Genomic DNA, 21,516 nt, shown 5'->3' with positions numbered 1-21,516 from the left:
TACCCCAGGAGGGATCCCCGCCATGGTCCGTCAGGACATTCTCCAGAAGTTCCCCGATCTGTTCGGCGAGAAGCAGGTGAACGGCCGCGCGCTGGACGTCGAGGAGACGATCGCGGCGCTCACGCGCGAGCTCAGGCCCGCCATCGCGGCCGCGCTCACCGCCCGCCGCGAGCTGCTCGCCTCGCCGGCGCCGGTCCGCGAGAAGTACGCCTGGCCCTGGGAGGCCTCGTTCGAGGACCCGGTGAGCGGGAAGCCCTTCACGTTCCGGCAGATCGTGCAGGGCCTCGTCGACAACTTCCTCGGAAAGGACACCCCGCTGCGCTGGCGGCTCAACGACGAGGTGCCCATCCCGGCCCACGTCCACCCGTCCCGCAACCCCGGGCTCGAGCTCACCGGGCCGTGGTCGCCGCTCGACATGGCGTTCAACGCGCTCAACTCCCCCGCGCCGATGAACATGCCGGACTTCGAGGACGCGGCGCCGCCGCACTTCAGGCCCGACGGCACGCCCGCCACCGAGCCGGTCGGCATCTTCGCCGCCCTGCAGAACGCGAAGGAGATCCACGAGGGGCGCTGGAACGACCGCCCGTACGAGGTGACGAAGAAGGGGAAGAAGCGCGCCTACCGGATCGCCCCGCCGCAGGCGAAGTGGCCGACGCGACTGGCGCGACCGCCCAGCCTGCACATCCAGTACGAGCACGTGACGGTGGACGGCGCGCCGGCGCCGGGCCTGGTGGTGGTCACGACGCTGTGGGCGCTCGACAACTTCGACGCGCTCCGCCGCGCCGGCAGCGGCGTCTACTTCTACATCCCGAAGCTCCAGACGCCGCAGGAGGCGCTCCTCGTCGAGCGGCTGCTCTCGCGGCTGGAGGGGCTCATCGGCGTGCCGGCGGGCACGATCAAGGTGAAGATGCTGTACGAGGAGGGGAACGCCGGCCGGCAGCTCCCGGCCATCGTCTGGACGTTGCGGCGCCGGCTGCTAGGGACGAACGTCGGCCGCTGGGATTACCTCGGCAGCCTGATCGAGATGTGGCGGGACGACCCGCGGGGCGTCTTCCCCGACCCGCAGTCGATCGGGATGGCCACCCCCAACATGATCGCGTACCAGCGCTACAACGCGCTGCTCATGCTCATGGCGGGCCTGAAGGATGGCGACTTCAGCCACGCCGCGCCCATCGGCGGCATGGCGGCGGTGATGATCTACCAGGCGGGCGACCCGTACGGTCGGTCGCGCTACAACCCGCTCGCCCTGCGGGCGATGGTGATCGACAAGCTGCGCGAGCGGCTGCTCGGGCTCATGTTCGTGCCGGACGCGCCGCTCGGCGGCGCCGCGCCCACGCTGGCGGACGTCCTCGCCGGGAAGGTGAAGGGGCGGCTCTACGACGCCTACCGGCAGAGCTGGGTGGCGAGCCCGGAGCCGGACTACGTCGCGGCCGGCAACGCGCCGCTGCAGGCGGACGTGGGCGCGCTGCAGGGGATCCTCGACGCGCCGCGCGCCACGGTGGACGTGAAGGGCAAGCCGGTGCCGACGGTGGCGAGCGGCCTCTCCGACGCCGAGCGGACCCTGCTGCAGTCGCGCGGGCTGCTCGACGGCCAGGGCCGGATCACGCCGCTCGTGCTCGAGCGCGGGACGCTCGACACCCCGGAGAAGCTCCTCTCCGGCGAGCGGTGGGAGGCGATCTACGCCGTGCCGAAGGGCGACGTCACCATCGAGCACGTGCAGCACGCGTTCTACATGGCGGCGAACTACGGCTTCCAGATCCTCAACGGCAACTTCGCGGCGGCCATCGACGACTACGAGCTGAAGCTGCGGTTCATGAACGACCTCGCCACCTACCGCATCAACGTCTCGTGGCTGTGGGCGCTCTGCCACCACCAGGCGGCCATCACCAAGGACGGCCACCTCCAGAAGCACGTGCTCACCGAGGACGGCATGGTGATCGGCGCCGACGCCGAGCCGGTGAAGGCGGGGGCGCGCTTCACCCGCGAGCTGTTCGAGAAGGTCTGGGCCTACCACGACGGCTGGACCAAGGCCTTCTTCGCCGAGCAGGATCGGCGCGGCGAGCCGGCGCGCTTCGATCGCGCGAAGGCGGACGTGATCATGGAGCTGCTCCGGAAGCAGCTGCTCTCGCCGCGCTACATCCAGCACAGCGCGCGCATCCTGTTCGTGGTGGCGGAGGCGAAGCCGCAGGACCGGAAGGGCCTCCTCGAGGCGGTCTTCGACCTGGACCGGGCGGAGGTGGCGAAGCGGGTGAAGGCCGGCCAGCTCCCCGCAGGCGCGCTGGCGGCGCACGACTACGTGAACGACGTGTTCGCGGGGGCGTGAGGCCCGGTGGGGGGGGGGCGGCGCAGCGCGGCGCCGCCCCGCTCACCTGGCAATCGGCTTGTACTTGAACCGCTTGGGCTTCGCGCCCTCCTCGCCCAGCCGCCGCCGCTTGTCCGCCTCGTACTCCTGGTAGTTCCCGGTGAAGAAGCTCCACCGGGAGTCGCCCTCGGCGGCCAGGATGTGCGTGGCGATGCGGTCGAGGAACCAGCGGTCGTGCGAGATGACGAGCACGCTGCCGGCGTACTCGAGCAGCGCGTCCTCCAGCGCCCGCAAGGTCTCCACGTCGAGATCGTTCGACGGCTCGTCGAGGAGGAGCACGTTGCCGCCGGTCATCAGCGTCTTCGCGAGGTGGAGCCGCCCGCGCTCGCCGCCGGAGAGCGTCCCGACCACCTTCTGCTGGTCGGCGCCCTTGAAGTTGAAGCGCCCGATGTAGGCGCGGCTCGGCATCTCGTACCGGCCGACCTGGATCTGGTCGCGGCCGCCGGTCAGCTCGTCGAAGACGGTCTTGTCGCTGGAGAGGTTCTCGCGGCTCTGGTCGACGAAGGCGAGCTTCACCGACTTGCCGATCGCCACCTGCCCGGCGTCGGGCTGCTCGACGCCGGTGATCATCTTGAACAGGGTCGACTTGCCGGCGCCGTTCGGCCCAATGATGCCGACGATGGCGCCGGGCGGGACGATGAAGGACAGGTCGTCGATGAGGAGGCGGTCGCCGAACCCCTTCGACACGCCCTTGAACTCGATCACCTGGTCCCCGAGCCGCTCGGCGACCGGGATGAAGATCTCCTGCGTCTCGTTGCGCTTCTGGTATTCGACGCTCGAGAGCTCCTCGAAGCGCGCCAGGCGCGCCTTCGACTTGGCCTGGCGCGCCTTCGGGTTCTGGCGCACCCACTCCAGCTCCTGCTTCATGGCCTTGATGCGGGCGCTCTCCTGCTTCGCCTCCACCTCGAGCCGCTGCTCCTTCTGGTCGAGCCAGGAGGAGTAGTTCCCCTTCCACGGGATGCCGCGGCCGCGGTCGAGCTCGAGGATCCACTCGGCGGCGTTGTCGAGGAAGTAGCGGTCGTGGGTGACCGCCACCACCGTGCCCGGGAAGCGGGTGAGGAAGTGCTCCAGCCACTCGACCGACTCGGCGTCGAGGTGGTTGGTGGGCTCGTCGAGGAGCAGCATGTCGGGCTTCGAAAGGAGCAGCTTGCAGAGCGCCACCCGGCGCTTCTCGCCGCCGGAGAGGTGCTTCACCTGGGCGTCCCAGGGCGGGAGCCGCAGCGCGTCGGCGGCGATCTCGAGCGCGTTGCCGGTGTCGGCGCCGGCGTTGGCGATGATCGCCTCCAGGCGCGCCTGCTCCTCGGCCAGCTTCTCCATGTCGGCGTCGGGCTCGCTGTAGGCGGCGTAGACCGCCTCGAGCCGCGCCTGCGCGGCCGCCACCTCGCCCTGCGCCGCCTCGACCTCCTCGCGCACGGTCTTCTCGCCGTCGAGCTTCGGCTCCTGCGGCAGGTAGCCGACGCGGACGCCGGACAGGCGAGACAGCTCCCCCTCGAACTCCTCGTCGACGCCGGCCATGATGCGGAGCACCGTCGACTTGCCGGCGCCGTTCAGCCCGAGCAGCCCGATCTTGGCGCCCTGGAAGAACGAGAGGGAGATGTCCTTGATGATCTGCCGCTTGGGCGGGACGATCTTGCTCACGCGGAGCATCGACATCACGTACTGGGGCATGGCGGTCCGTTCGGATAGCGGGAAAAGGGCCGCGAGACTACCCGAAACCGAAAACCCGTGGGCGGGCCTGCATGCTTGCGCTGCTTGCGCGTCCGGCGCCTGGGGGGACGGCGCGGGCCACGCCTGCCGCGGCGGGGGCTCGAGGGGCTAAGGCGCCCCGCTGCCGTCCCGGTGGACCGTGCCGGGCGCAAAGGCGGGCAGGCAGACCGCGACGTACTCCGCGCCATCCGGGCCGGGCGTGCTGTAGCGGACCCACGCGCCGCGCGGGGCGTGCACCGCCTGCCCGGCGGGCACTTCGAGCACGCCCTCACGCGTCTCGACCCGCAGCACACCCCGCAACACCACCGTGTACTCGTCGAACTCCGGGGTCTGGCCGGGTTCCGCCCAACCCGGCGGGCTGCGCATCCGGGCGATGCTCAGCTCCGCCGTGCCCGTGTTGACGCGTCCGACCAGCTCCTCGATCACCTTCGGCTTCGTGCCCACGGCCGCGATGACGGTGGGGGTGGGGATGAGCCTCGCCATGCGGTCTCCTCGCCGGGCGCGCCGCGCGCCGCCCCGCTCCTCCGTCTAGCACGCCGCGCCGCCTCCGTCAGAGCGACTTGAGGTACTCGACGAGATCTGACTTCTGCGAGGCCGAGAGCCCGAGCCCGAGGTGCTGATCGTAGTGCTCGACCACGTCGCCGAGCGTGGCGAAGCGTCCGTCGTGGTAGTAGCCGCCCTTGGCGTGGGCGAAGAGGCCCCCGAGCGGCGTCGTCCGGTAGCGGCCGTCCGGGCTGCGCTGGGCCTGGAAGTCGTCGATCCCGAGCTCCTGGGCCGTGTGCAGGTTCCAGCCCGGCTCGCTGAAGACCGGCGGGACGTGGCAGGTGGCGCACTTCGCCGCGCCGGCGAACAGGTCCTTCCCGCGCGCCGCCGACGCGGGGTCGAAGCTGCCCGCCGGAGGCCGGGGCGCCGCGAGCGATAGCTGGTAATCGTGCAGCGCCGGGAGCTTCGCCGTGATGAGGTCCGGCTGCCCCTCGGGCGGGCGCACGTGCCCGAAGCCGTTCTTCGCGGCGATGGGGAACTTGCTCGCGTCGTCGAGCCGCGGGTCGAAGAAGGTGCCCTGGCCGTGCATCTCGAGGTTCGCCACGAAGGCGTTCCAGTAGGTGACCTGCCCCCAGCCGGTGAAGGTGTGGAGGTTCACGCCGGCCAGACCGAAGGCCGGAGGGATGAGCGTCGCCGCGGTCGTGCCGTCGGGGCGGGTCGCCTTGCCGTCCATGAACACCTCGGCGTCGAACTTGCCCGGCCCCCAGGCGGCGAGGACCGCCTTCAGGGCCGGCACGTCCACGCCGAGCAGCTGCGCCACCGGCTCGAGGTTCGGGGAGAGGCTGACGATCGCGCCCACGTTCAGGTCGCGGTTGGGCCACCCGTCGAGCCGGTGGCCGACGCCGGGCGCCAGCGCGTCGTCCACGGTCGAGTGGCAGAGCGCGCAGGTGATCCCGACCGACCTGAGCGCGCCGCCCTCCACCCTGCCCTTCACGCCGACCACCGCGTCGCGCGCCAGCAGCTGCGCGGTGACGGCGGGGTCGTCGAGGTTCACCTGCCCGGCCGCGAGCGCCTGCACGGTCTCCGGCGCGAGCGCGTCGAGGTCCACCTTGAGCCCCACGCCGAGCGCGGCGCGCGGCGAGACGGTCGCGAGCGGCTCGTGCAGGCGCAGGACCCCGCTCCAGTACGCCTCGTCGCCGAAGGTGTCGAACCGGAAGGTGCGCCGCCCCTCCGCGATCGTCCGCTCCTGCTCGGCGCCGCCGCGGCGCTCCGGATGCGTCTCCTGATGCGCCTCCTGATGCGCCTCCACGGGCCGCCCGCCCGCCGCGCTCCCCACCGCCACGCTGGCGCCCGCCGCCAGCACCGCCAGAAGTCCACCGAGTGCCTGATTCACCATGGTCGCCTCCCTGCCGCGCTCCGCGCGGTCGGGAGATCAGAGTCGGGGGCGCGGGGCGCGTTTCGCCGGCGGGCACGCCGTCACGCGCGGCGCCCGCGCGCCATCGAACGGGGCCGGGTCTCAGCCCCGGGAGCGAAGCAGGCGCTCGCCGACCCAGTGCGTCGCGAACTGATAGGCGATGCGGCCGCTGCGATCGCCCTTCTTGTGCGACCAGGCGACGGCGGCGTCCTCCGCCTCGCGCGTCCACTCCGGGGTCGCCCCGGCCTTCTCGGTCAGGCGGGCGACCCACTGGCGGGCCACCGCGACATACTCGTCCTGGGAGAAGGCGTGGAAGCCGACCCAGAGGCCGAACCGGCCCGAGAGCGAGATCTTCTCCTCGAGCGCCTCCCCCTGGTGGATCTCGTTGTTCACGCGCATCACGCCGAGGTTGTCGGTCTCGAACTCCGGGACGAGGTGGCGCCGGTTCGAGGTCACGTAGATGACGACGTTCTCTGGCGGCGCGTAGACAGAGCCGTCGAGCGCGCTCTTCAGCATCTTGTAGCTCGACTCCCCCACCTCGAACGAGACGTCGTCCGAGAAGAGGATGAACCGGTACCGCTCGCCGCGGAGCTCGTCCACGATGGCCGGGAGGCTGACGAGGTCGTCCTTGTCCACCTGGATGATGCGCAGCCCCTCGTCCGCGTGGGCGCGGAGCAGCGCGCGCACCAGCGAGGACTTCCCGGTGCCGCGGGTGCCCCACAGCAGGACGTTGTTGGCCGGGTACCCGGCGAGGAACTGGCGGGTGTTCTGCTCCACCACCCGCTTCTGCTCCTCGATCCCGAGCAGGTCCGAGAGCTGGATGCCCTCCACCGTCGAGACCGGCTCGAGGTGGCCGCCGAAGGAGTGGCGCCGCCAGTTCGCGGCGTGGCAGCGCGCCCAGTCCATCCGCTCGACCGGCTTCGGCAGCAGCATCTCGAGCGAGGTGAGCACCCGGCGAAGGCGGTCCTGCAGGTCCTGATCGAGCGACATGCGCGGAACGGTAGCACCGGCGCCGTCCTCACGGCGAGCGTGACCCCGAAGGTCACGGCGGACCACGCTCGCGCATCACACGAGAGGACGAACGAAGGAGGCCCGACATGCCCATCGCCCACCCCGGCTTCAGGCTCGGCATCTACGTCTTCAAGGACGCCGAGATCGTGGACTTCGCCGCCCCGCACGGCGTCTTCTCGGTGGCCCGCCGCTTCGACCCCGAGCTCGACGCCTTCCTCGTCGCGGACGCCATGCGCCCGGTCCAGACGCAAGCCGGCTTCACGGTGCTGCCGAACTACGCCTTCACCGACGCGCCCGCCATGGACGCCTTCCTCATCCCGGGCGGCTACGGGACCCGGCAGGAGATGCACAACGGGCGGCTGCACGCGTTCGTGCGATCGCTGCCCCAGGAGACGCTGCTCGTCTCGGTCTGCACCGGATCGTGGATCTACGCCGTCATGGGCCTGCTCGACGGGCTCGCCGCCACGAACCGCAAGGAGCCGGACCGCACCGAGGCGAAGCCCCCGGGCATGGTCCCGCTCGACCGGCTCGCGCAGCTCGCGCCGGCGTGCAAGCCGAGCCGCGCGCGCGTCGTCGACGCGGGCCGCATCCTCACCGCGGGCGGGATCACCTCGGGGATGGAGATGGGCTTTCACCTCCTGCGCCGCGCCGGGCACGACGAGGCGTTCGTGGCGGAGGTCGCGCGCGTGATGGAGTACTCGGGCGCCTACGCGCTGTACCGGGACGATCGCGTCGAGGCGCGCTGAGGCGGCACGGGCCTGCTCACGCCGCCGGCGGCTCGGGCGGCACCGGCGCGTCGGGCAGGTCGGGCGCGGCCGCGCCGCCCACCCCCAGCGCGTCGGCCAGCGGCAGCTGCGCCGCGATGACGAGCGCGATCAGCTCCGCGAGCTGCAGCCCGACCAGCTCGGCGCCGCGCCGGATCTCGCCCCGATCGACGGAGCGCGCGAACGTCTTGTCCTTCATCTTCTTCACCACCGACTCCGCGGGCAGGTCGCGCACGCTCTTCGACGGCCGCACCAGCGCGCACGCGCCGACGAAGCCGGAGAGCTCGTCCGCGGCCACGATGGCGCGCTCGAGCGGCGACTCGGGCGCGATCCCGGAGTAGTTCGCGTGCGCCCCGACGGCGCGGACGATGCGCTCCGGCCAGCCGCGCTCGCGCAGGATCTCCATCCCGCGGAACACGTGGTCCTGCGCGGTCGGGAAGCGCTCGTAGTCGAAGTCGTGGATCATGCCCACCACGCCCCAGGCCTCGACCTCGGCGGGATCGGCCACCCCGGCGCGCCGGGCGAGCGCGCGCATGGAGGCCTCGACCGAGAGCGCGTGGCGCCGGAGGGGCTGCGTCTTCGTGAACTCGCACAGGAGCGCCCAGGCAGGGGCGCGGGTCGGGTCGGGCATGCGCGCACCATAAATCCGCGCCATGTCGTAAGCTCGGCTTTCCGGAGGTGGCACATGGCAGGCGTCCCGATGACGATCGAGCTGCGCGGGCTCGGCGGCACCCTCACCCACGGGCCCAGCGGCGCCCGCATCGAGACGCAGCCGCCCCTCGACAACGGCGGCACCGGCGCCTGCTTCTCCCCCACCGACCTCGTCGGCGCGGCGCTCGCCTCCTGCGCGCTCACCACCATGGCGCTGGTGGCGCAGCGCGAGGGGATCGCCTTCGGCGACGCCCGCGCCTCGGTGGAGAAGCGCATGACGCCGCCGCCGCGCCGGATCGGCGAGCTCGTCCTCGTCGTCGACATGCCGCGCGAGGTCCGCCCCACCGACCGCGCCCGCCTGGAGGAGGTGGCGCGCACCTGCCCGGTGATGCGCAGCCTCCACCCCGCCGTGCAGGTGCCCATCGAGTTCCGCTACGGCCGCTGACCGCGCGCCGGGCGCGCGCGGGGCCCGGTGGCACGTCTACCTCCTGCGCTGCGCCGATGGCACCCTCTACGCCGGCGCCACCAACGACCTGGCGGCCCGCCTCGCGCGGCACGCCGCGGGCCGGGGCGCGCGCTACACGCGCTCGCGCCTGCCGGTGGCGCTCGTGTGGAGCCGGCCTGCCCGGGGCCGCGGCGCGGCGCTCAGCGCCGAGGCGGCGCTGAAGCGGCTCACCCGGGCCGAGAAGCTGGCGCTGGTGGCGCGGGGCGGTCCCTCCGGGGCGAAGACTCCGGACGGAGCGCGCCTCAGGGGCCGCGCGCCGCGCTCGCGAGCTCGGCCGCCGCGTCGCGCGCCGCGTGGAGCAGCTGGCGGCAGCGCTCGCAGGTGACGGCCGCGGCGTGCTTCGTCGAGTGCGTCTGCTCCGGGACGCCGCAGAGCACGCGCCGGCGCTCGGGATCGTAGCTGTGGATGATCGACGGCGGCGAGATCCGGTCTTCCATTTGGGTATCCTCTTCCGAGCGTGCGCCTGGCGGGTGAGCGGTCGCGCTCTGGGCGAGGCCCCGCCCCGGCAATGTGCTCATTCACCCGGCTGCGCACACGCCCTTCATGGCCGCCGCGGGCGCGGCGCGGCCCAGCGCGCGGAGGAAGCGGTGGTGCGCCGCGAGCGCCGCGCGCAGGGTCGCGTGCGCGCGGTAGGGCACCCCGTGGTCGGCGCAGGCGGCCTCGACGATGGGCGCGAGCGCCGGGTAGTGGAGGTGGCACACCTGCGGGAAGAGGTGGTGCTCGACCTGGAAGTTGAGCCCGCCCACGTACCAGCCGAGGACCCGGTTCCCGCGCGCGAAGTCGACGGTGGCGCGCACCTGGTGCTCGGCCCAGCCGGTCGGCAGGCGCCGCTCGCCGGCCGTCACCGCGTGGAAGGCGGCCTCCGGGACGGCGTGGGCGAGCTGGAACACCGTCGCGAGCACCGCGCCGAGCGCGCTCGCGCCGAGCAGGAAGAACGCGGCGACCCAGGCGCTGCGGAAGACGAGCGCCGGGACGACCACCGCCCAGCCCAGGAACACCGCCTTCCCGGCCACCAGCGCCAGGAGCTCCCCGCCGCGCGGCCGCGGGAAGGGCAGGCGCCCGATCCGGCCGCGGAGGAGGTCGGCCAGGTCGTCCACGAACCACCACTTCACCGCCAGCACGCCGTACATGGGCCAGGCGTAGAGGTGCTGGGCGCGGTGGTGCCGCCGCAGCGGCTGCGACGGCGCCAGTCGCAGGAAGGGGCTGGCGTCGACGTCGGCGTCCATCCCGTCGACGTTGGCGTAGGTGTGGTGCTGGACGTTGTGCTTGAAGCGCCACAGGTACGAGCTCGCGCCGACGAGATCGAGCGCGAAGCCGAACGCCCGGCTCACCCGGGATGAGCGGGCGTAGGCGCCGTGGTTCCCGTCGTGCATGACGGAGAAGCCGATCCCTGCCGTCGCCAGCGCGACGGAGAGGGTCAGGGCGGCGGCGAGCCCCGGCGAGGCGCCGCCCCACGCCAGGAGCGCGGCGTACGAGCCGCCGAACCAGGCGAGGATGACGGCCGTCTTGAAGACCATCGCCGGGCCCCCGGTCGGCGCGCGGCCGCAGGCGGCGAAGTGCGCCTCCACCCGGCGCTTCAGGTCGGCGTGGAAGCCGGGATCGGGCTGGAAGCGGACGCGGGGAGGAGTCGGGCTCACCGTCGAAGGGTGCGCCGGGTGCGTCACCGCGGCGTCATCGCCTCGCGCACCCCCCGCCAGGCGCGCGCTACCCGCCCTCGCCGACGTTGCGACCGAGGCTCTCGGCGGTCTCGAGCAGCCCGCGCAGCTCGGGCGAAGGATCGCGCGTCCGATCGCCGTGCTTGACCGCCCGGCGCACGCGGCTCAGCGCCTGCGCGAAGGGGAGGTTCGAGGTGCTGCCGCTCGACTGGAGCAGCGCGTCGAGCTTGCGGACGCGCTCCTTGAGCTCCCGGAAGTTGTCGTTCATGGCGTGCTCCGTTTCGCAGCGCGCGGGCGCGCCTCGCGGGCGCCCGAGCGTTTGGGGGTGGCGGCGGCGCGGCCGGCCCGCTCGAGCGTCCGCTTGGCCGACGCCGTGACCTGCAGGAAGATCTCCACGTCGACGAAGTCCTGCGCGCCGCTGGCCTGCAGCTCCTGGAGCAAGCGCGTCGCGAGGGAGCGCGCGGCGCGGTAGGTGACCCAGTTCGGCGTGGTCTGGAAGCGCAGGTCGCTGCCCAGCCGCTCGGCCGCCTCGCAGGTGACGCGCGGCCGGAGGAGCACGTGCTCCCGCGGCGAGGCGAGGAACGGGAACAGGGTGGCGACGAGCCACTGCTGGGCGGGCGCGACCGGGAGGTTCCCGGCCGCCGCGAACAGCTTCTCCCAGGGCGCCCGGCCCTGCGCCGGACCGGAGAGCAGCTCGAACAGCGCCCCGAAGTAGGCGGCCGTGGGCCCCTCCTCGGCGAACGCCTTCTTCACCGCCCCCACGTCGGCGGGCGAATGGAGCGGCGCCAGGAGCTTGTCGATCGCCAGCGCGCGCTCGACGAGCCCCTCCACGTCGTCGCCGGCGGCGAGGCGCTCGCCCTTCCCGTCGCCGAGCCCCTTGGCGAAGGCGGCTTGCGCGGCGCGCCAGCGGGTGGCGCTCTCGCCGGGCCCCCCGCGCGCCGGCGCGGCGGCCGCGGTGAACCCCTCCGGGAACGCGCTCAGGAACTGCGCGAGGGCCTCGTCGTGGCTGAGCCAGCTGGCGGCGAGCCCGTAACGCCCGGTCTTGGGGTCGAGCGCGAAGGCGGAGAGCCCCTCGAGCCAGCTGTTCTGCTCGAGGCCGTCCGTCCGGAGCAGCGCCTGCGCCGCCGGCAGCCGGAGCTTGGCCGCGAATCGCTTGTCGCTGTCGGGGAAGAAGACGTGGACCGCGTTCGCCTCCAGCGCGACGATCTTGCCGATCCCCAGCGAGGCGTGCTGGACCAGCTTTCCCTTCGCGAGCTCGTGCATGGGGACGCGCCTCTCCTGGCTGAAGCGACCGCCCGAGCGACGCGAACGGAAGCGATGGTGGGTGAAGAGAACGTTGCCGGCGGTACGGCTGAAGCATAGCGCCCGGGCAGCGCATCCGCAGAAAGCGGACCAGGACGCCCACCCTTGTACGCCCTGCGGCGCGCCTTTGATAGGAGGTGCCCCGAGCGCCCGGCCGGCTGCTCATTCGGGGAGCGGACTCGACTTCTGGTGGAAGGCAGGGTAGTCATGCCCCTCCCCATCCCACTCCGGGACGGGACCGAGCGGCGTTCCTCCGCTCGCGAACACGAGAAGAAACGAGTTCAGAGCTACATGGCTACCGGTACCGTGAAGTGGTTCAACGACGCGAAGGGCTTCGGCTTCATCACCCAGGACAACGGCGGCGAGGACGTCTTCTGCCACCACACCGCCATCCAGGCCGAGGGCTTCCGCACGCTGGCCGAGGGCCAGAAGGTGGAGTTCGACGTGACCAAGGGGCCGAAGGGCCTCCAGGCGGCGAACGTCCGTCCGGTCTGATCCGCTTCACCTGAAGCGTCCGGAGCCCGGCCTCTCCTCGAGGCCGGGCTTCTGCGTTTCTGGCCCAGGAGCGCGCGCGCTCGGTCCGCGCGGCTCCGGCCGTGCGTGTGCGCGCACGGCGCCTGCGGCCCCACGCGCGCCTACCTCGCGCTACTTGCGGCGCCTCCCGGGACCCGGGACACTGCGGCGCCCCCCGTGGGGCCCCCGACCGAGGTCCACACCATGATCGCCCTCCACGCCTGCCTGGCGCTCCTCGCGAGCGCCGCCGACCCCGCCGCCGTCAAGCTGGGGGGCATCTACCCGCTCACCGGCAGCTACGCCGCCACCGGCGTCGCCATGCGCAACGGCGCGCACCTCGCGGCGGACGAGATCAACGCCGCCGGGGGCGTGCTCGGGAAGAAGCTGGTGGTGGTCGACGCCGACGACGCCTCGAAGCCGGAGCAGGGGGCGCAGGCGGTGAAGGACCTGCTCGACAAGGAGGGCGCCGTCGCGCTGATCGGGCCCGCCAACACCGGCGTCGCCGCCGCCGTCGCCAAGGCGGCCAACGACCGGCGCGTGCCGATCGTCGTGTCGAACGCCGTCGGCAACAAGGTGAACGAGCTGTTCCAGGAGGCGCCGCCGAACTACGTCTTCCGGCTGGCGGCCAGCGAGGCGCTGCAGGCGCAGATGATGGTGACCGAGGCGTGCGCCGCGCGCGGCCGCCGCAAGCCCGCCATCCTCCACGACGAGACGGCGCACGGGAACGGGGGCCGGGCCAAGCTCGAGGCGCTGCTGAAGGAGCGGCAGCTCGCCCCGGTCTACCAGGGCGGCGTCAAGGCCGGGGAGCAGGAGGCGACGGCGCAGGTGCAGGCGGCGCGGGCGGCCGGCGCCGACGTGATCCTGCTCTTCGCGCTCGCGCGCGAGGGCGCGGCGGTGACCCGCGGGCTCGAGAAGCTCGGCTGGAAGGCCGAGGTCATCGGCACCTCCAGCCTGTCGAGCTCCGACTTCACCAAGGCCGCCGGCCCGTTCGGCGAGGGCACCTCGCTGCCCCAGACCGTCATCGAGGCGGGCGCGACCCAGCCGGTGCAGGTGAAGTTCTTCGAGAGCTACCGCAAGACCTACGCGACGGCGGCCGTCGAGCCGGCGCCGGGCGCGGCGCAGAGCTACGACGCGGTGCACCTGCTCGCGCGCGCCCTGAAGCAGGCGGGGACGACCGCGCCCGACAAGGTCAAGGCCGCCCTCGAAAACCTGAAGGACACCTACGACGGCGCAACCGCCGAGTACTTCCAGCCCTGGAGCGCCGACGACCACGAGGCGGTGACGCCGGCGGCGGTGGTGTGGGGCGTCCTCCACGACGGCAAGGTCGCGCCGGCGCCGAGCCGCTAGCCGCCGCGGACCCGCCTCAAGGGCCGGCCGCGCCCTCGCCCAGGTACGCCCTGCGCACCGCGTCGTCCTGCAGGAGCGCCCGCCCGGGCCCGTGGAGCGTGATGCGGCCGGTCTCGAGCACGTAGGCGTCGTCGGCGATTTCCAGCGCGGCCTTGGCGTTCTGCTCGATGAGCAGGACCGTCACGCCCTCGCGGTTGATCTGCCGCACGATGTCGAAGATCATCTTGACGATCAGCGGAGCGAGGCCGAGCGACGGCTCGTCCATCATGAGGAGCTTCGGGCGCGTCATGAGCGCCCGCCCCACCGCCAGCATCTGCTGCTCGCCGCCGGAGAGCGTCCCCGCCTTCTGGGTGGCGCGCTGCTCGAGCCGCGGGAAGAAGCCGAACACCTTCTTCCGGTCGGCCGCGATGCCGGGCTTGTCGGAGCGGGCGTAGGCGCCGAGCGTCAGGTTCTCGTCCACGGTGAGGTTCGGGAAGACGTGCCGCCCCTCGGGGACGAGGCAGACGCCCCGCGAGACGATGTCCTTGGTGGGGAGGCCGCCGAGCGGCTCGCCGTTCCAGCTCACCCGCCCGCCGGACGGCTTCACCAGGCCCACGATGGCGCGCAGCGTGGTGCTCTTCCCGGCGCCGTTGGCGCCGATGAGGCTCACGATGCTGCCGTCCTTCACCTCGAGGCCGATGCCCTGCAGCGCGTGGATGCCGCCGTAGTGCACCGAGAGGTCTTCCACCTTCAGCATCAGCCCACCCCCAGGTACGCCTCGATGACCTTCGGGTCGTTCTGGATCGCCGCCGGATCGCCCTGGGCGATGGTGACCCCGTAGTCGAGCACGTACATGCGCTGGCAGATGCCCATGACGAGCTGCATGTGGTGCTCGATGAGCAGGATGGTGAGGTCGAACTCGTCCCGGATCCTCCGGATGAAGTGCATGAGCTCGACCGACTCCTGCGGGTTCATCCCGGCGGCCGGCTCGTCGAGGAGCAGCAGCGAGGGCCGGGTGGCGAGCGCGCGCGCGATCTCGAGCCGGCGCTGCTTGCCGTAGGGGAGGCTCGTCGCCGGCGCGCCCGCGTCCGCCTCGAGGCCCACCTCGGCGAGGAGCCGCTGCGCGTGCTCGCGCTGCTCGCGGTCGCGGCGCCGGTAGCCCGGCAGGTGCAGCGTCGCGGAGAACAGGCCGGCCTGCATGTGCAGGTGGCAGCCGACGAGCACGTTCTCGAGGACCGTCAGCTCCTTGAAGAGGCGGATGTTCTGGAAGGTCCGCGCCAGCCCGCGCCGCGTCACCTCGTGGCGCTGCAGGCCGGTGATGTCCTCGCCGCCGTAGAGGACGCGCCCCGAGGTGGGCGCGTTCATGCCGGTGATCACGTTGAAGACGGTGGTCTTCCCGGCGCCGTTCGGGCCGATGAGCCCGACGATCTCGTTCTTCTGGATGGCGAGGTTGAGGTCTGAGACGGCGGTCAGGCCGCCGAACTTCATCGTGACGCGCTGGGTCTCAAGCAAGGCCATGCTTCCCCCGGCCCGAGCGCGGCCAGAGCCCGGCTCGCGAGAAGAGGCTCCACGAGAACTCGCGGTTGCCCATGAGCCCGCGCTGGCGGAAGAGCACCACCGCCATGAGCAGGATGGAGAACACCACCATCCGCAGCCCCGGCCGCGCCTCGAGCTGCACCACGCCGAGGTCGATGGGGCCGTCGAGGAAGCGGAGCAGCTCCATGAGGATGGTGACGCCGATGGCGCCGGCGATCGACCCGGTGATGGAGCCGATCCCGCCCAGCACCACGATCAGCAGGATGCTGAAGGTGAGCATGAAGGTGAACATCTTGGGGTCGATGGTGGTGAGGACGTGCCCGAGCAGCGCGCCGCCCACCCCGGCCATGAAGCTCGAGGCGGTGAAGCTCACCACCTTCACCCGGAACACGTCGATGCCCATCGCGCCGGCCGCGATCTCGTCGTCGCGCACCGCCTTCAGGGCCCGCCCGTAGCTGGAGCGGACCAGGAAGGCCATGAATGCGGCGGAGAGCGCGGCGCACCCCCACACCACCCAGGTCGAGGCGAACGCCGGCAGGCCCTTCAGCCCGAGCGCGCCGTTGGTGATGTTCTGGGTGTTGGTGAGGACCACCCGGATGATCTCGGCGAAGCCGAGGGTGGCGATGGCGAGGTAGTCGTCCTTGAGCCGCAGCACCGGGGCGCCGAGGAGGAACCCGAGCAGCGCCGCCACCAGCCCTGCCGCCACCAGCGCGGGCAGGAACGGCAGGTGGAGGTGCGCCAGCCAGGGCGCGATGGGCTCGAGGAAGAAGTTCACCTCCTTCTGCTCGGGGGTCATGGTGAGGAGGGCGCTGGTGTAAGCGCCCACCGCCATGAAGCCGGCGTGGCCGAGCGAGAAGAGGCCGGTGAACCCGTTCACGAGGTTGAGCGAGAGCGCCAGCACCACGTAGATGGCGCACAGGTTGAGGACGCGCAGCGTGAAGGCGTCGAACCAGGTGTCCGCCACGAACAGGAAGGCGGCGAGGACGGCGCCGGCCGCGAGCGAGTAGAGGAGGTGCCTGCGGTGCACGATCATGGGCGCCTCACACCTTCTCGGCGTGGCCGGTGCCGAGCAGCCCCGACGGCTTCACGAGGAGGACCACGATGAGCAGCACGAAGGCGAACGCGTCGCGGTAGCCGGTGAGGGTGGGCAAGAAGGCGATGGCCATGAGCTCGATGATGCCCAGCATGAACCCGCCCAGCACCGCCCCCTGGATGTTGCCGATGCCGCCCACCACCGCCGCGATGAAGCACTTCAGGCCCGGCATGACGCCCATGAGCGGGTTCAGCTGCGGGTACTTGTAGGACCAGAGGATCCCGCCGAAGGCGGCCAGCAGCGAGCCGGACCCGAAGGTGAAGGAGATGATCCGGTTCACGTCGATGGCCTGCAGCCGGGCCGCGTCGAGGTCGGTCGAGACGGCGCGCATCGCCATCCCGGTCTTGGTCTTCCCGACCACCCACAGCAGCAGCGCGAGGATGGCGAAGGTGAAGATCGGGATGACCACGCTCACCGACATGACCGCCACCGGCCCGAGCTGGAGCCGGACGTTCATGACGTCCGGGACGGTGACGCCCTTCGGCCGCCCGCCGAACAGCACCACCGCGACGTTCTCGATCAGGAACGACGCGCCGATGGCGCTGATCATGACGGAGATGCGGGGCGAGTCGCGCAGCGGCCGGTAGGCGACGCGCTCGAGCAGCACGCCCAGGAGCGCCGTCACCGCGATGGCGATGGCGAAGCTCGCCCACCACGGCAGGAGGAACAGGGCGGCGCCGTAGAAGGCGACGTACGCCCCCAGCATGAAGACGTCGCCGTGCGCGAAGTTGATGAGCCGGAGGATGCCGTACACCATCGTGTAGCCGATGGCGATCAGCGCGTAGAGGCTGCCCAGGGCGAGGGCGTTCGCCAGGTGCTGGAGGAAGAGCGCGGGCGTCATGAAGGGTCCGGAGCCTAGCTCAAAATGGGAGCGGGGGGCAGTCGCCCCCCGCTCCGACGGACGGCCTGGCGCCCGGTCGCTTACTGCGGCTGGACGGTCGTCAGATAGGTGAACTTGCCGTCCTTGACCACCTTGATGACCGCGCTCTTCGTCGCGTTGCGGTCCTGGTCGAAGGTGATGAGGCCGGCCGCGCCCGGGAAGCTCTGGGTGGCGAGCAGCGCGTCGCGGATCTTGGTGCCGTCGAGGCTGCCCGCCCGCTCGATGGCGGCCCGCGCGACGAGGTAGCCGTCGAAGCCGAGCGCGGTCACCGCCGCCGGCTCCTTCTGGTACTTCTTGCGGTACGCGTCGAGGAACTCCTTGCTGGTGGGCGTGATCGGCACCTCGGTGGCGAAGAAGGTCGAGAGCACCGCGCCCTCCACCGCCTGCCGGCCGACGTCGATGAACTCGGGGGCCTCCCAGGTGTCGCCGCCGAGGAAGGGGGCGGTGATGCCGAGCTCGCGCGCCTGCTTGATGATGAGCGCGCTCTCCGTGTAGTTGCCCGGCGCGAAGATGACGTCCGGCTTCATCGACTTCACGGTGGTGAGCTGGGCGGTGAAGTCCTGGTCGTTGGTGTTGTAGTTGAGCTCGGCCAGGATGGCGGCCGGGTCGGCGGTGAGCTTCTTGAAGCTGTCGGCGAAGAAGCGCGCCAGGCCGACCGAGTAGTCGTTCGAGACCTCGCGGATGATGACCGCCTTCTTCGCCTTGAGGTCCTTCGCCGCGTAGTTCGCCATCACCGTGCCCTGGAACGGGTCGATGAAGCAGACGCGGAAGTAGAAGTCATTGCCCTTGGTGACGAGGGGGTTCGTGGCCGACATGGCCACCGCGGGGATCTTCTTGTCCTTCACGATCGGTCCGGCCGCCATCGAGAGCGAGGAGCCCCAGGAGCCGAGGACCACGTTCACCTTGTCCTGGTCGACGAGCCGCTGCGCCGCGTTGGCCGCCTCGACCTTGTCGGACTTGTTGTCCACCACGACCAGGTCGATCTTGTACTCCTTGTCGCCCACCTTCACCGACGGATAGAGCTCGTTCGCGAGCTTGACGCCCTCCACCTCCATCGCGCCGCCGGCGGCGTTGGCGCCGGTCATCGGCTCGAACACGCCCAGCTTGACGGTGGTGGGCTGCTTCGTGCCCCCGCGGCAGCCGACCAGCGCGAGCGCCACGAGGACCGGGAGTACGGCAGCGGATCTCTTCATGAGGTTCTCCTGGAAAGAAACGCCCGCGGCTGACGGTCCGGCGGACCTCGGCGCCCCGGGCGGGACGCAGGGTGGCACGCGGACCTGCTCCGGGCAAGGGCCGCGAGGGCGCGGCTCACCCGGCCGCGGCGAAGGCCTCGCGGAAGACCTGGGGCAGGTGCGCCACCTTCCCGGTGCGGTAGTCGAGGAAGACGATGCCGGTCTTGGCGCGGGCGATCTCGGCCCCGGTGTCCTGGCGCGTCAGGCGGTAGTAGAGGTCGCAGGCGCGGGTGCGGAGGTTCGTCACCGCCACCTCGACCACCAGCGTCATGCCGTACCTGGCCTCCGCGAGGTACACCGCCGCCACGTCGGCGATGACGATGCCGACGCCCGCCACGTCGAGCTCGCTCCAGCCGTGGGCGGCGAAGAGCTGCGCCCGGGCCTCGTGCGCCAGCGAGAGCAGCCGGTCGTGGCCGACGTGCGCCGCGAAGTTCAGGTCCGTGACCCGGACCGGGAGCACGGTCCGGAAGGCGAAGCGCTCGGGGAGCTCGATCTCGACGCGTGCCATGAGGACCCCTTCCGGCCGGTGCCGGAGCGGGAATAGAGCACGGTTCCAGGCGGTCTTCCACGGCGCGAAGCAGGGTTGCGTCGCGCTCCCCTAGCCTTACAATCCTGCCTCCCCCACCCCGCTTGCGTTCGACGCCGCGTCCGCGCTGGACGAGCGCGGCGCGCCCCGAGGCCCGGCATGCCCTCCACCGTCTTGATCGTCGAGGACGACGCCGACATCCGCGACGCGGTCAGCGAGCTCCTGCGCGCCGAGGGCGTGCGCGTGCTCGCCACCGACGAGGGCCAGAAGGCGCTCGAGATGATGGCGGCGTGGCGGCCGGCGGTGGTGCTCCTCGACCTGACGCTGGCCGGCATGAACGGGCCCGAGCTCCACCGGCGGCAGCGCGCGTCGCCCCAGCTCGCCTCCATCCCGGTGGTGGTGATGTCGGGCCAGCCCGACCCCCGCCTGGCGGTCGAGGCGACGCTCCAGAAGCCGTTCTCGCTCGACGACCTCCTCGCCGTGCTGCGCCGCTTCGTGCCCGAGCTGCGCGGGCACCCCGGCGCCACCGGGACGCGCTGAGGCGCGCGGCGCGGCCTCAGGCGGCCTCGGTGTCGGCCTTCTTCCCGACCCGGATCGTGATCTCGCGCTCCGGGATCCTGACCGACACCTCCACGTAGCTGAAGGCGGCGAGCAGGAAGGCGAAGGCCACCAGCGCGCCCGCCACGTTGTAGGCCGCGGCGTACGACCCGGTCGCGTCGGCGATCTTGCCCGCCAGCATCGGGCCCACCACGCCCCCGACCCCCCAGGCGGTGAAGAGGATGCCGTAGTTCATCCCCAGGTTCTTCGTGCCCCACTTGTCCGCCGCGGTGGAGGGGAAGAGCGAGAGGCAGGCGCCGTAGCTGAAGCCGACCACCGCCGCGCCCACCACGAACCCGGCCACGGTGGTGAAGCTCGAGAAGAGGAACATGGCGAGCGCCTGCAGCACGCAGACGAGGCCGATGGTCACCACCCGCCCCACGTAGTCCGAGACCACGCCCGCCACGATGCGGCCGCCGGCGTTGAAGCAGGCGAGCAGCGCCACGAAGACGAAGCCGATGGTGACGGTGTTGCCGGACTGCACCGCCACGATGCGCGCCATGTGGCCGATGATCATGAGGCCGGCGGTGGCGGCGCAGGCGTACTGCAGCCAGAGCGACCAGAAGGTGCCGGTGCGGATCATCTCGCGCCAGGTGCGGTCGGGCCGGGCGGCCGCCAGCGCGGAGGTGACGGCGCTCTTCTTCGCGACCTGCGGCGCGGCCGGGTTGGTGATGAACTGCGCGCACAGGGTGGCGGTGACCAGGAACGCGATCCCGAGGATGCGGAACGAGCCGCCCACCCCGTTCCCGGCGAGCAGGTACTTCGACAGCGGGGCGATGTAGACCGGCGCCAGCCCGAAGCCCGCCACGACCAGCCCGGTGATGAGGCCCTTCTTCTCGGGCGGGAACCACTTCACGGCGGCCGGGGTGGCGGCCGCGTAGCCGAGGCCGAAGCCGGTGCCGCCCAGCACGCCGAAGCCGAGGAGTGCCGGCAGCACCGACCCCGGTCCGGCGAAGCTGGCGACGATGAGGCCGAGGCCGGTCAGGACGCCGCCCGCCGAGGCGATGACGCGCGGGCCGAGGCGGTCCTGGAGGCGCCCGGCCGGGATCATCATGAGCGCGAAGAAGGCGATGGCGACGGTGTACGGGAGCGTCGCCTGCGTCTTGGTCCAGCCGAAGCCGCCGCGCGACACCGGCTCGACGAGCTGCTTCGAGAAGACGCTCCACGCGTACAGGATCCCGAGCGCGAGGTTGAGGCCGGTGCCGGCCAGCGTCACGAGCCATCCGCGACTCTTCATGGACATTCTCCGGGGGGTGAGCGCGTCCGCCCGGTGGGGCGGGGGAGCGCGTGAGGGGAAAGCTCCGCGGGCGCGGCGCGGGCCCGGCGCGGGGGCCGGGGCGGGCTCGGCGCCTGCAGGCCGGTGCGCGCTGGCGAAGCGGAGCAGGTTCCGCCCGCAGCCGGCGAACTGGTCGCGCAGCGCCGCGACGCCGTGCGCCTGCGCCACCGCCAGCTCGGCCGGATCGAGGAAATGGACCACCGACACCGGGAAGGCGAGCGCGTCGACGCGCACCCGGTCGCGCAGGCCCTTGAGGAAGCGGGTGGCGCTGGGCGGGAGCAGCGCCACCCCGGCCCGGCCGGCGGCGCGGAGCGTGGGGTCCTCGAGCGGGCCCGCCGCCTCGAGCGCCTCCCCGCCGAAGTCCTCCGCCTCGAGCCGCGCCAGGAGCAGCGCCACCGCGGTGGGGTCCGCGTCGGTCAGGGTGACGAGGACCCGGCGGCCTTCGCCCAGCGTGAAGAGCGCGTGCCCGGTGCCGGCCGGCTCGAGCGGGCAGACCACCACGGGCCGCTCGCCGGAGGCGGTGCGGCACCAGCACACATCCCCCTTCGCGGAGGCGGGCAGCCGCTCCAGGACCCAGCGCAGGACGCGGGCGTGAATGTCGCTGAGCTCAGGCAAGTCAGCGACAACCTGTCACATGCGACAAAGAAGGCCATGCGTGAAAACGCCGCCCCCGAACGGCGGAG

Annotated in this window: 22 protein-coding genes and 1 pseudogene; 7 read left to right on the top strand and 16 right to left on the bottom strand. The window is 72.1% G+C overall.

Going from position 1 to position 21,516, the window contains the following annotated elements; all coding sequences use genetic code 11:
* Positions 1-22: 22 nt before the first annotated feature.
* Positions 23-2,323 carry an aldolase/citrate lyase/malate synthase family protein gene (locus tag HWY08_RS06265; protein ID WP_176064014.1) on the top strand — a complete coding sequence of 767 codons (2,301 nt, stop codon included), beginning with the start codon at positions 23-25 and terminating at the stop codon, positions 2,321-2,323.
* 42 nt (positions 2,324-2,365) lie between these two features.
* On the opposite strand, the gene ettA is transcribed toward HWY08_RS06265, so the two are convergent.
* From ettA to HWY08_RS06245, 4 genes are all read right to left on the bottom strand, one after another.
* Complete coding sequence (ettA, locus tag HWY08_RS06260) at positions 2,366-4,030, bottom strand: energy-dependent translational throttle protein EttA (RefSeq protein ID WP_176064013.1); 1,665 nt, start codon at positions 4,028-4,030, stop codon at positions 2,366-2,368.
* A 147-nt stretch (positions 4,031-4,177) separates the two neighbouring features.
* Positions 4,178-4,552, bottom strand: coding sequence for a cupin domain-containing protein (locus HWY08_RS06255; protein ID WP_176064012.1), 375 nt, complete (start codon positions 4,550-4,552; stop codon positions 4,178-4,180).
* Between the two features lie 67 nt (positions 4,553-4,619).
* Positions 4,620-5,948, bottom strand: a complete 1,329-nt coding sequence (locus HWY08_RS06250; protein WP_176064011.1) for a hypothetical protein — start codon at positions 5,946-5,948, stop codon at positions 4,620-4,622.
* A 120-nt stretch (positions 5,949-6,068) separates the two neighbouring features.
* The gene (locus HWY08_RS06245) at positions 6,069-6,956 is read right to left on the bottom strand and encodes an ATP-binding protein (protein ID WP_176064010.1); all 888 of its coding nucleotides are present in this window, start codon (positions 6,954-6,956) and stop codon (positions 6,069-6,071) included.
* A 107-nt stretch (positions 6,957-7,063) separates the two neighbouring features.
* On the opposite strand from HWY08_RS06245, the gene HWY08_RS06240 reads away from it, so the two are divergent.
* A complete protein-coding gene (locus HWY08_RS06240; RefSeq protein WP_176064009.1) occupies positions 7,064-7,723 on the top strand; it encodes a DJ-1/PfpI family protein in 660 nt (219 codons plus the stop codon).
* Positions 7,724-7,739: 16 nt separating this feature from the next.
* Here the strand turns inward: HWY08_RS06240 and HWY08_RS06235 are convergent, their stop codons facing one another.
* Entirely contained in the window at positions 7,740-8,372 is a 633-nt protein-coding gene (locus HWY08_RS06235; RefSeq protein ID WP_176064008.1) for an HDIG domain-containing metalloprotein, read from the bottom strand.
* A gap of 54 nt (positions 8,373-8,426) precedes the next feature.
* Between HWY08_RS06235 and HWY08_RS06230 the strand changes: the two genes are divergently transcribed.
* Entirely contained in the window at positions 8,427-8,837 is a 411-nt protein-coding gene (locus tag HWY08_RS06230) for an OsmC family protein (RefSeq protein ID WP_176064007.1), read from the top strand.
* 28 nt (positions 8,838-8,865) lie between these two features.
* Positions 8,866-9,099 (top strand): annotated as a pseudogene (locus HWY08_RS21805) (GIY-YIG nuclease family protein); the annotation flags it as partial.
* Positions 9,100-9,139: 40 nt separating this feature from the next.
* Here HWY08_RS21805 and HWY08_RS06220 read toward each other — a convergent pair.
* From HWY08_RS06220 to HWY08_RS06205, 4 genes are all read right to left on the bottom strand, one after another.
* Positions 9,140-9,334, bottom strand: coding sequence for a hypothetical protein (locus HWY08_RS06220; protein ID WP_176064006.1), 195 nt, complete (start codon positions 9,332-9,334; stop codon positions 9,140-9,142).
* A gap of 81 nt (positions 9,335-9,415) precedes the next feature.
* Positions 9,416-10,534, bottom strand: coding sequence for a fatty acid desaturase family protein (locus HWY08_RS06215; RefSeq protein ID WP_176064005.1), 1,119 nt, complete (start codon positions 10,532-10,534; stop codon positions 9,416-9,418).
* 67 nt (positions 10,535-10,601) lie between these two features.
* The gene (locus HWY08_RS06210; protein WP_176064004.1) at positions 10,602-10,820 is read right to left on the bottom strand and encodes a hypothetical protein; all 219 of its coding nucleotides are present in this window, start codon (positions 10,818-10,820) and stop codon (positions 10,602-10,604) included.
* Complete coding sequence (locus HWY08_RS06205) at positions 10,817-11,815, bottom strand: hypothetical protein (protein ID WP_176064003.1); 999 nt, start codon at positions 11,813-11,815, stop codon at positions 10,817-10,819. Before HWY08_RS06205 ends, HWY08_RS06210 begins: the two co-directional genes overlap by 4 nt.
* A gap of 330 nt (positions 11,816-12,145) precedes the next feature.
* On the opposite strand from HWY08_RS06205, the gene HWY08_RS06200 reads away from it, so the two are divergent.
* Both HWY08_RS06200 and HWY08_RS06195 read left to right on the top strand, forming a co-directional pair.
* Positions 12,146-12,349 (top strand): cold-shock protein, encoded by a 204-nt coding sequence (locus HWY08_RS06200; RefSeq protein ID WP_176064002.1) that lies wholly within the window; start codon positions 12,146-12,148, stop codon positions 12,347-12,349.
* Positions 12,350-12,544: 195 nt separating this feature from the next.
* Entirely contained in the window at positions 12,545-13,714 is a 1,170-nt protein-coding gene (locus HWY08_RS06195) for an ABC transporter substrate-binding protein (RefSeq protein WP_176064001.1), read from the top strand.
* A 16-nt stretch (positions 13,715-13,730) separates the two neighbouring features.
* On the opposite strand, the gene HWY08_RS06190 is transcribed toward HWY08_RS06195, so the two are convergent.
* From HWY08_RS06190 to HWY08_RS06165, 6 genes are all read right to left on the bottom strand, one after another.
* Complete coding sequence (locus tag HWY08_RS06190; protein ID WP_176064000.1) at positions 13,731-14,450, bottom strand: ABC transporter ATP-binding protein; 720 nt, start codon at positions 14,448-14,450, stop codon at positions 13,731-13,733.
* On the bottom strand, positions 14,450-15,211 hold the full coding sequence (locus tag HWY08_RS06185) for an ABC transporter ATP-binding protein (protein ID WP_176063999.1): 762 nt from the start codon (positions 15,209-15,211) through the stop codon (positions 14,450-14,452). The genes HWY08_RS06190 and HWY08_RS06185 overlap by 1 nt, the downstream gene beginning before the upstream one ends.
* Entirely contained in the window at positions 15,198-16,262 is a 1,065-nt protein-coding gene (locus HWY08_RS06180) for a branched-chain amino acid ABC transporter permease (protein ID WP_176063998.1), read from the bottom strand. The genes HWY08_RS06185 and HWY08_RS06180 overlap by 14 nt, the downstream gene beginning before the upstream one ends.
* Positions 16,263-16,269: 7 nt before the next feature.
* Positions 16,270-17,163, bottom strand: coding sequence for a branched-chain amino acid ABC transporter permease (locus HWY08_RS06175; RefSeq protein ID WP_176063997.1), 894 nt, complete (start codon positions 17,161-17,163; stop codon positions 16,270-16,272).
* Between the two features lie 80 nt (positions 17,164-17,243).
* Positions 17,244-18,395: an ABC transporter substrate-binding protein gene (locus tag HWY08_RS06170; protein ID WP_176063996.1), complete on the bottom strand. Its 1,152-nt coding sequence runs from the start codon at positions 18,393-18,395 to the stop codon at positions 17,244-17,246.
* A gap of 115 nt (positions 18,396-18,510) precedes the next feature.
* Positions 18,511-18,942 (bottom strand): acyl-CoA thioesterase, encoded by a 432-nt coding sequence (locus tag HWY08_RS06165; protein ID WP_176063995.1) that lies wholly within the window; start codon positions 18,940-18,942, stop codon positions 18,511-18,513.
* A gap of 177 nt (positions 18,943-19,119) precedes the next feature.
* Here HWY08_RS06165 and HWY08_RS06160 point away from each other — a divergent pair, with 177 nt between their 5' ends.
* Positions 19,120-19,500 carry a response regulator gene (locus HWY08_RS06160; protein WP_176063994.1) on the top strand — a complete coding sequence of 127 codons (381 nt, stop codon included), beginning with the start codon at positions 19,120-19,122 and terminating at the stop codon, positions 19,498-19,500.
* Positions 19,501-19,516: 16 nt separating this feature from the next.
* Here HWY08_RS06160 and HWY08_RS06155 read toward each other — a convergent pair whose 3' ends face one another.
* Positions 19,517-21,448, bottom strand: a complete 1,932-nt coding sequence (locus HWY08_RS06155) for an L-lactate MFS transporter (protein ID WP_235969493.1) — start codon at positions 21,446-21,448, stop codon at positions 19,517-19,519.
* Positions 21,449-21,516 lie beyond the last annotated feature (68 nt).

Origin of the sequence: Anaeromyxobacter diazotrophicus, from assembly GCF_013340205.1 — a bacterium.
GTDB classification, from domain to species: domain Bacteria; phylum Myxococcota; class Myxococcia; order Myxococcales; family Anaeromyxobacteraceae; genus Anaeromyxobacter_A; species Anaeromyxobacter_A diazotrophicus.
Note: the sequence above shows the minus strand (reverse complement) of the source record. Positions and strands in the feature narration are given on the sequence as shown.

What these genes read in the sequence shown, in the direction of transcription:
- HWY08_RS06255 (WP_176064012.1), bottom strand. Translation starts at nt 4,552, where the DNA reads ATGGCGAGGCTCATCCCCACCCCCACCGTCATCGCGGCCGTGGGCACG.
- HWY08_RS06220 (WP_176064006.1), bottom strand. Translation starts at nt 9,334, where the DNA reads ATGGAAGACCGGATCTCGCCGCCGTCGATCATCCACAGCTACGATCCC.
- HWY08_RS06250 (WP_176064011.1), bottom strand. Translation starts at nt 5,948, where the DNA reads ATGGTGAATCAGGCACTCGGTGGACTTCTGGCGGTGCTGGCGGCGGGC.
- HWY08_RS06240 (WP_176064009.1), top strand. Translation starts at nt 7,064, where the DNA reads ATGCCCATCGCCCACCCCGGCTTCAGGCTCGGCATCTACGTCTTCAAG.
- HWY08_RS06190 (WP_176064000.1), bottom strand. Translation starts at nt 14,450, where the DNA reads ATGCTGAAGGTGGAAGACCTCTCGGTGCACTACGGCGGCATCCACGCG.
- HWY08_RS06230 (WP_176064007.1), top strand. Translation starts at nt 8,427, where the DNA reads ATGGCAGGCGTCCCGATGACGATCGAGCTGCGCGGGCTCGGCGGCACC.
- HWY08_RS06205 (WP_176064003.1), bottom strand. Translation starts at nt 11,815, where the DNA reads ATGCACGAGCTCGCGAAGGGAAAGCTGGTCCAGCACGCCTCGCTGGGG.
- HWY08_RS06265 (WP_176064014.1), top strand. Translation starts at nt 23, where the DNA reads ATGGTCCGTCAGGACATTCTCCAGAAGTTCCCCGATCTGTTCGGCGAG.
- HWY08_RS06165 (WP_176063995.1), bottom strand. Translation starts at nt 18,942, where the DNA reads ATGGCACGCGTCGAGATCGAGCTCCCCGAGCGCTTCGCCTTCCGGACC.
- HWY08_RS06160 (WP_176063994.1), top strand. Translation starts at nt 19,120, where the DNA reads ATGCCCTCCACCGTCTTGATCGTCGAGGACGACGCCGACATCCGCGAC.
- HWY08_RS06235 (WP_176064008.1), bottom strand. Translation starts at nt 8,372, where the DNA reads ATGCCCGACCCGACCCGCGCCCCTGCCTGGGCGCTCCTGTGCGAGTTC.
- HWY08_RS06185 (WP_176063999.1), bottom strand. Translation starts at nt 15,211, where the DNA reads ATGGCCTTGCTTGAGACCCAGCGCGTCACGATGAAGTTCGGCGGCCTG.
- HWY08_RS06245 (WP_176064010.1), bottom strand. Translation starts at nt 6,956, where the DNA reads ATGTCGCTCGATCAGGACCTGCAGGACCGCCTTCGCCGGGTGCTCACC.
- HWY08_RS06180 (WP_176063998.1), bottom strand. Translation starts at nt 16,262, where the DNA reads ATGATCGTGCACCGCAGGCACCTCCTCTACTCGCTCGCGGCCGGCGCC.
- HWY08_RS06170 (WP_176063996.1), bottom strand. Translation starts at nt 18,395, where the DNA reads ATGAAGAGATCCGCTGCCGTACTCCCGGTCCTCGTGGCGCTCGCGCTG.
- HWY08_RS06210 (WP_176064004.1), bottom strand. Translation starts at nt 10,820, where the DNA reads ATGAACGACAACTTCCGGGAGCTCAAGGAGCGCGTCCGCAAGCTCGAC.
- HWY08_RS06200 (WP_176064002.1), top strand. Translation starts at nt 12,146, where the DNA reads ATGGCTACCGGTACCGTGAAGTGGTTCAACGACGCGAAGGGCTTCGGC.
- HWY08_RS06175 (WP_176063997.1), bottom strand. Translation starts at nt 17,163, where the DNA reads ATGACGCCCGCGCTCTTCCTCCAGCACCTGGCGAACGCCCTCGCCCTG.
- ettA (WP_176064013.1), bottom strand. Translation starts at nt 4,030, where the DNA reads ATGCCCCAGTACGTGATGTCGATGCTCCGCGTGAGCAAGATCGTCCCG.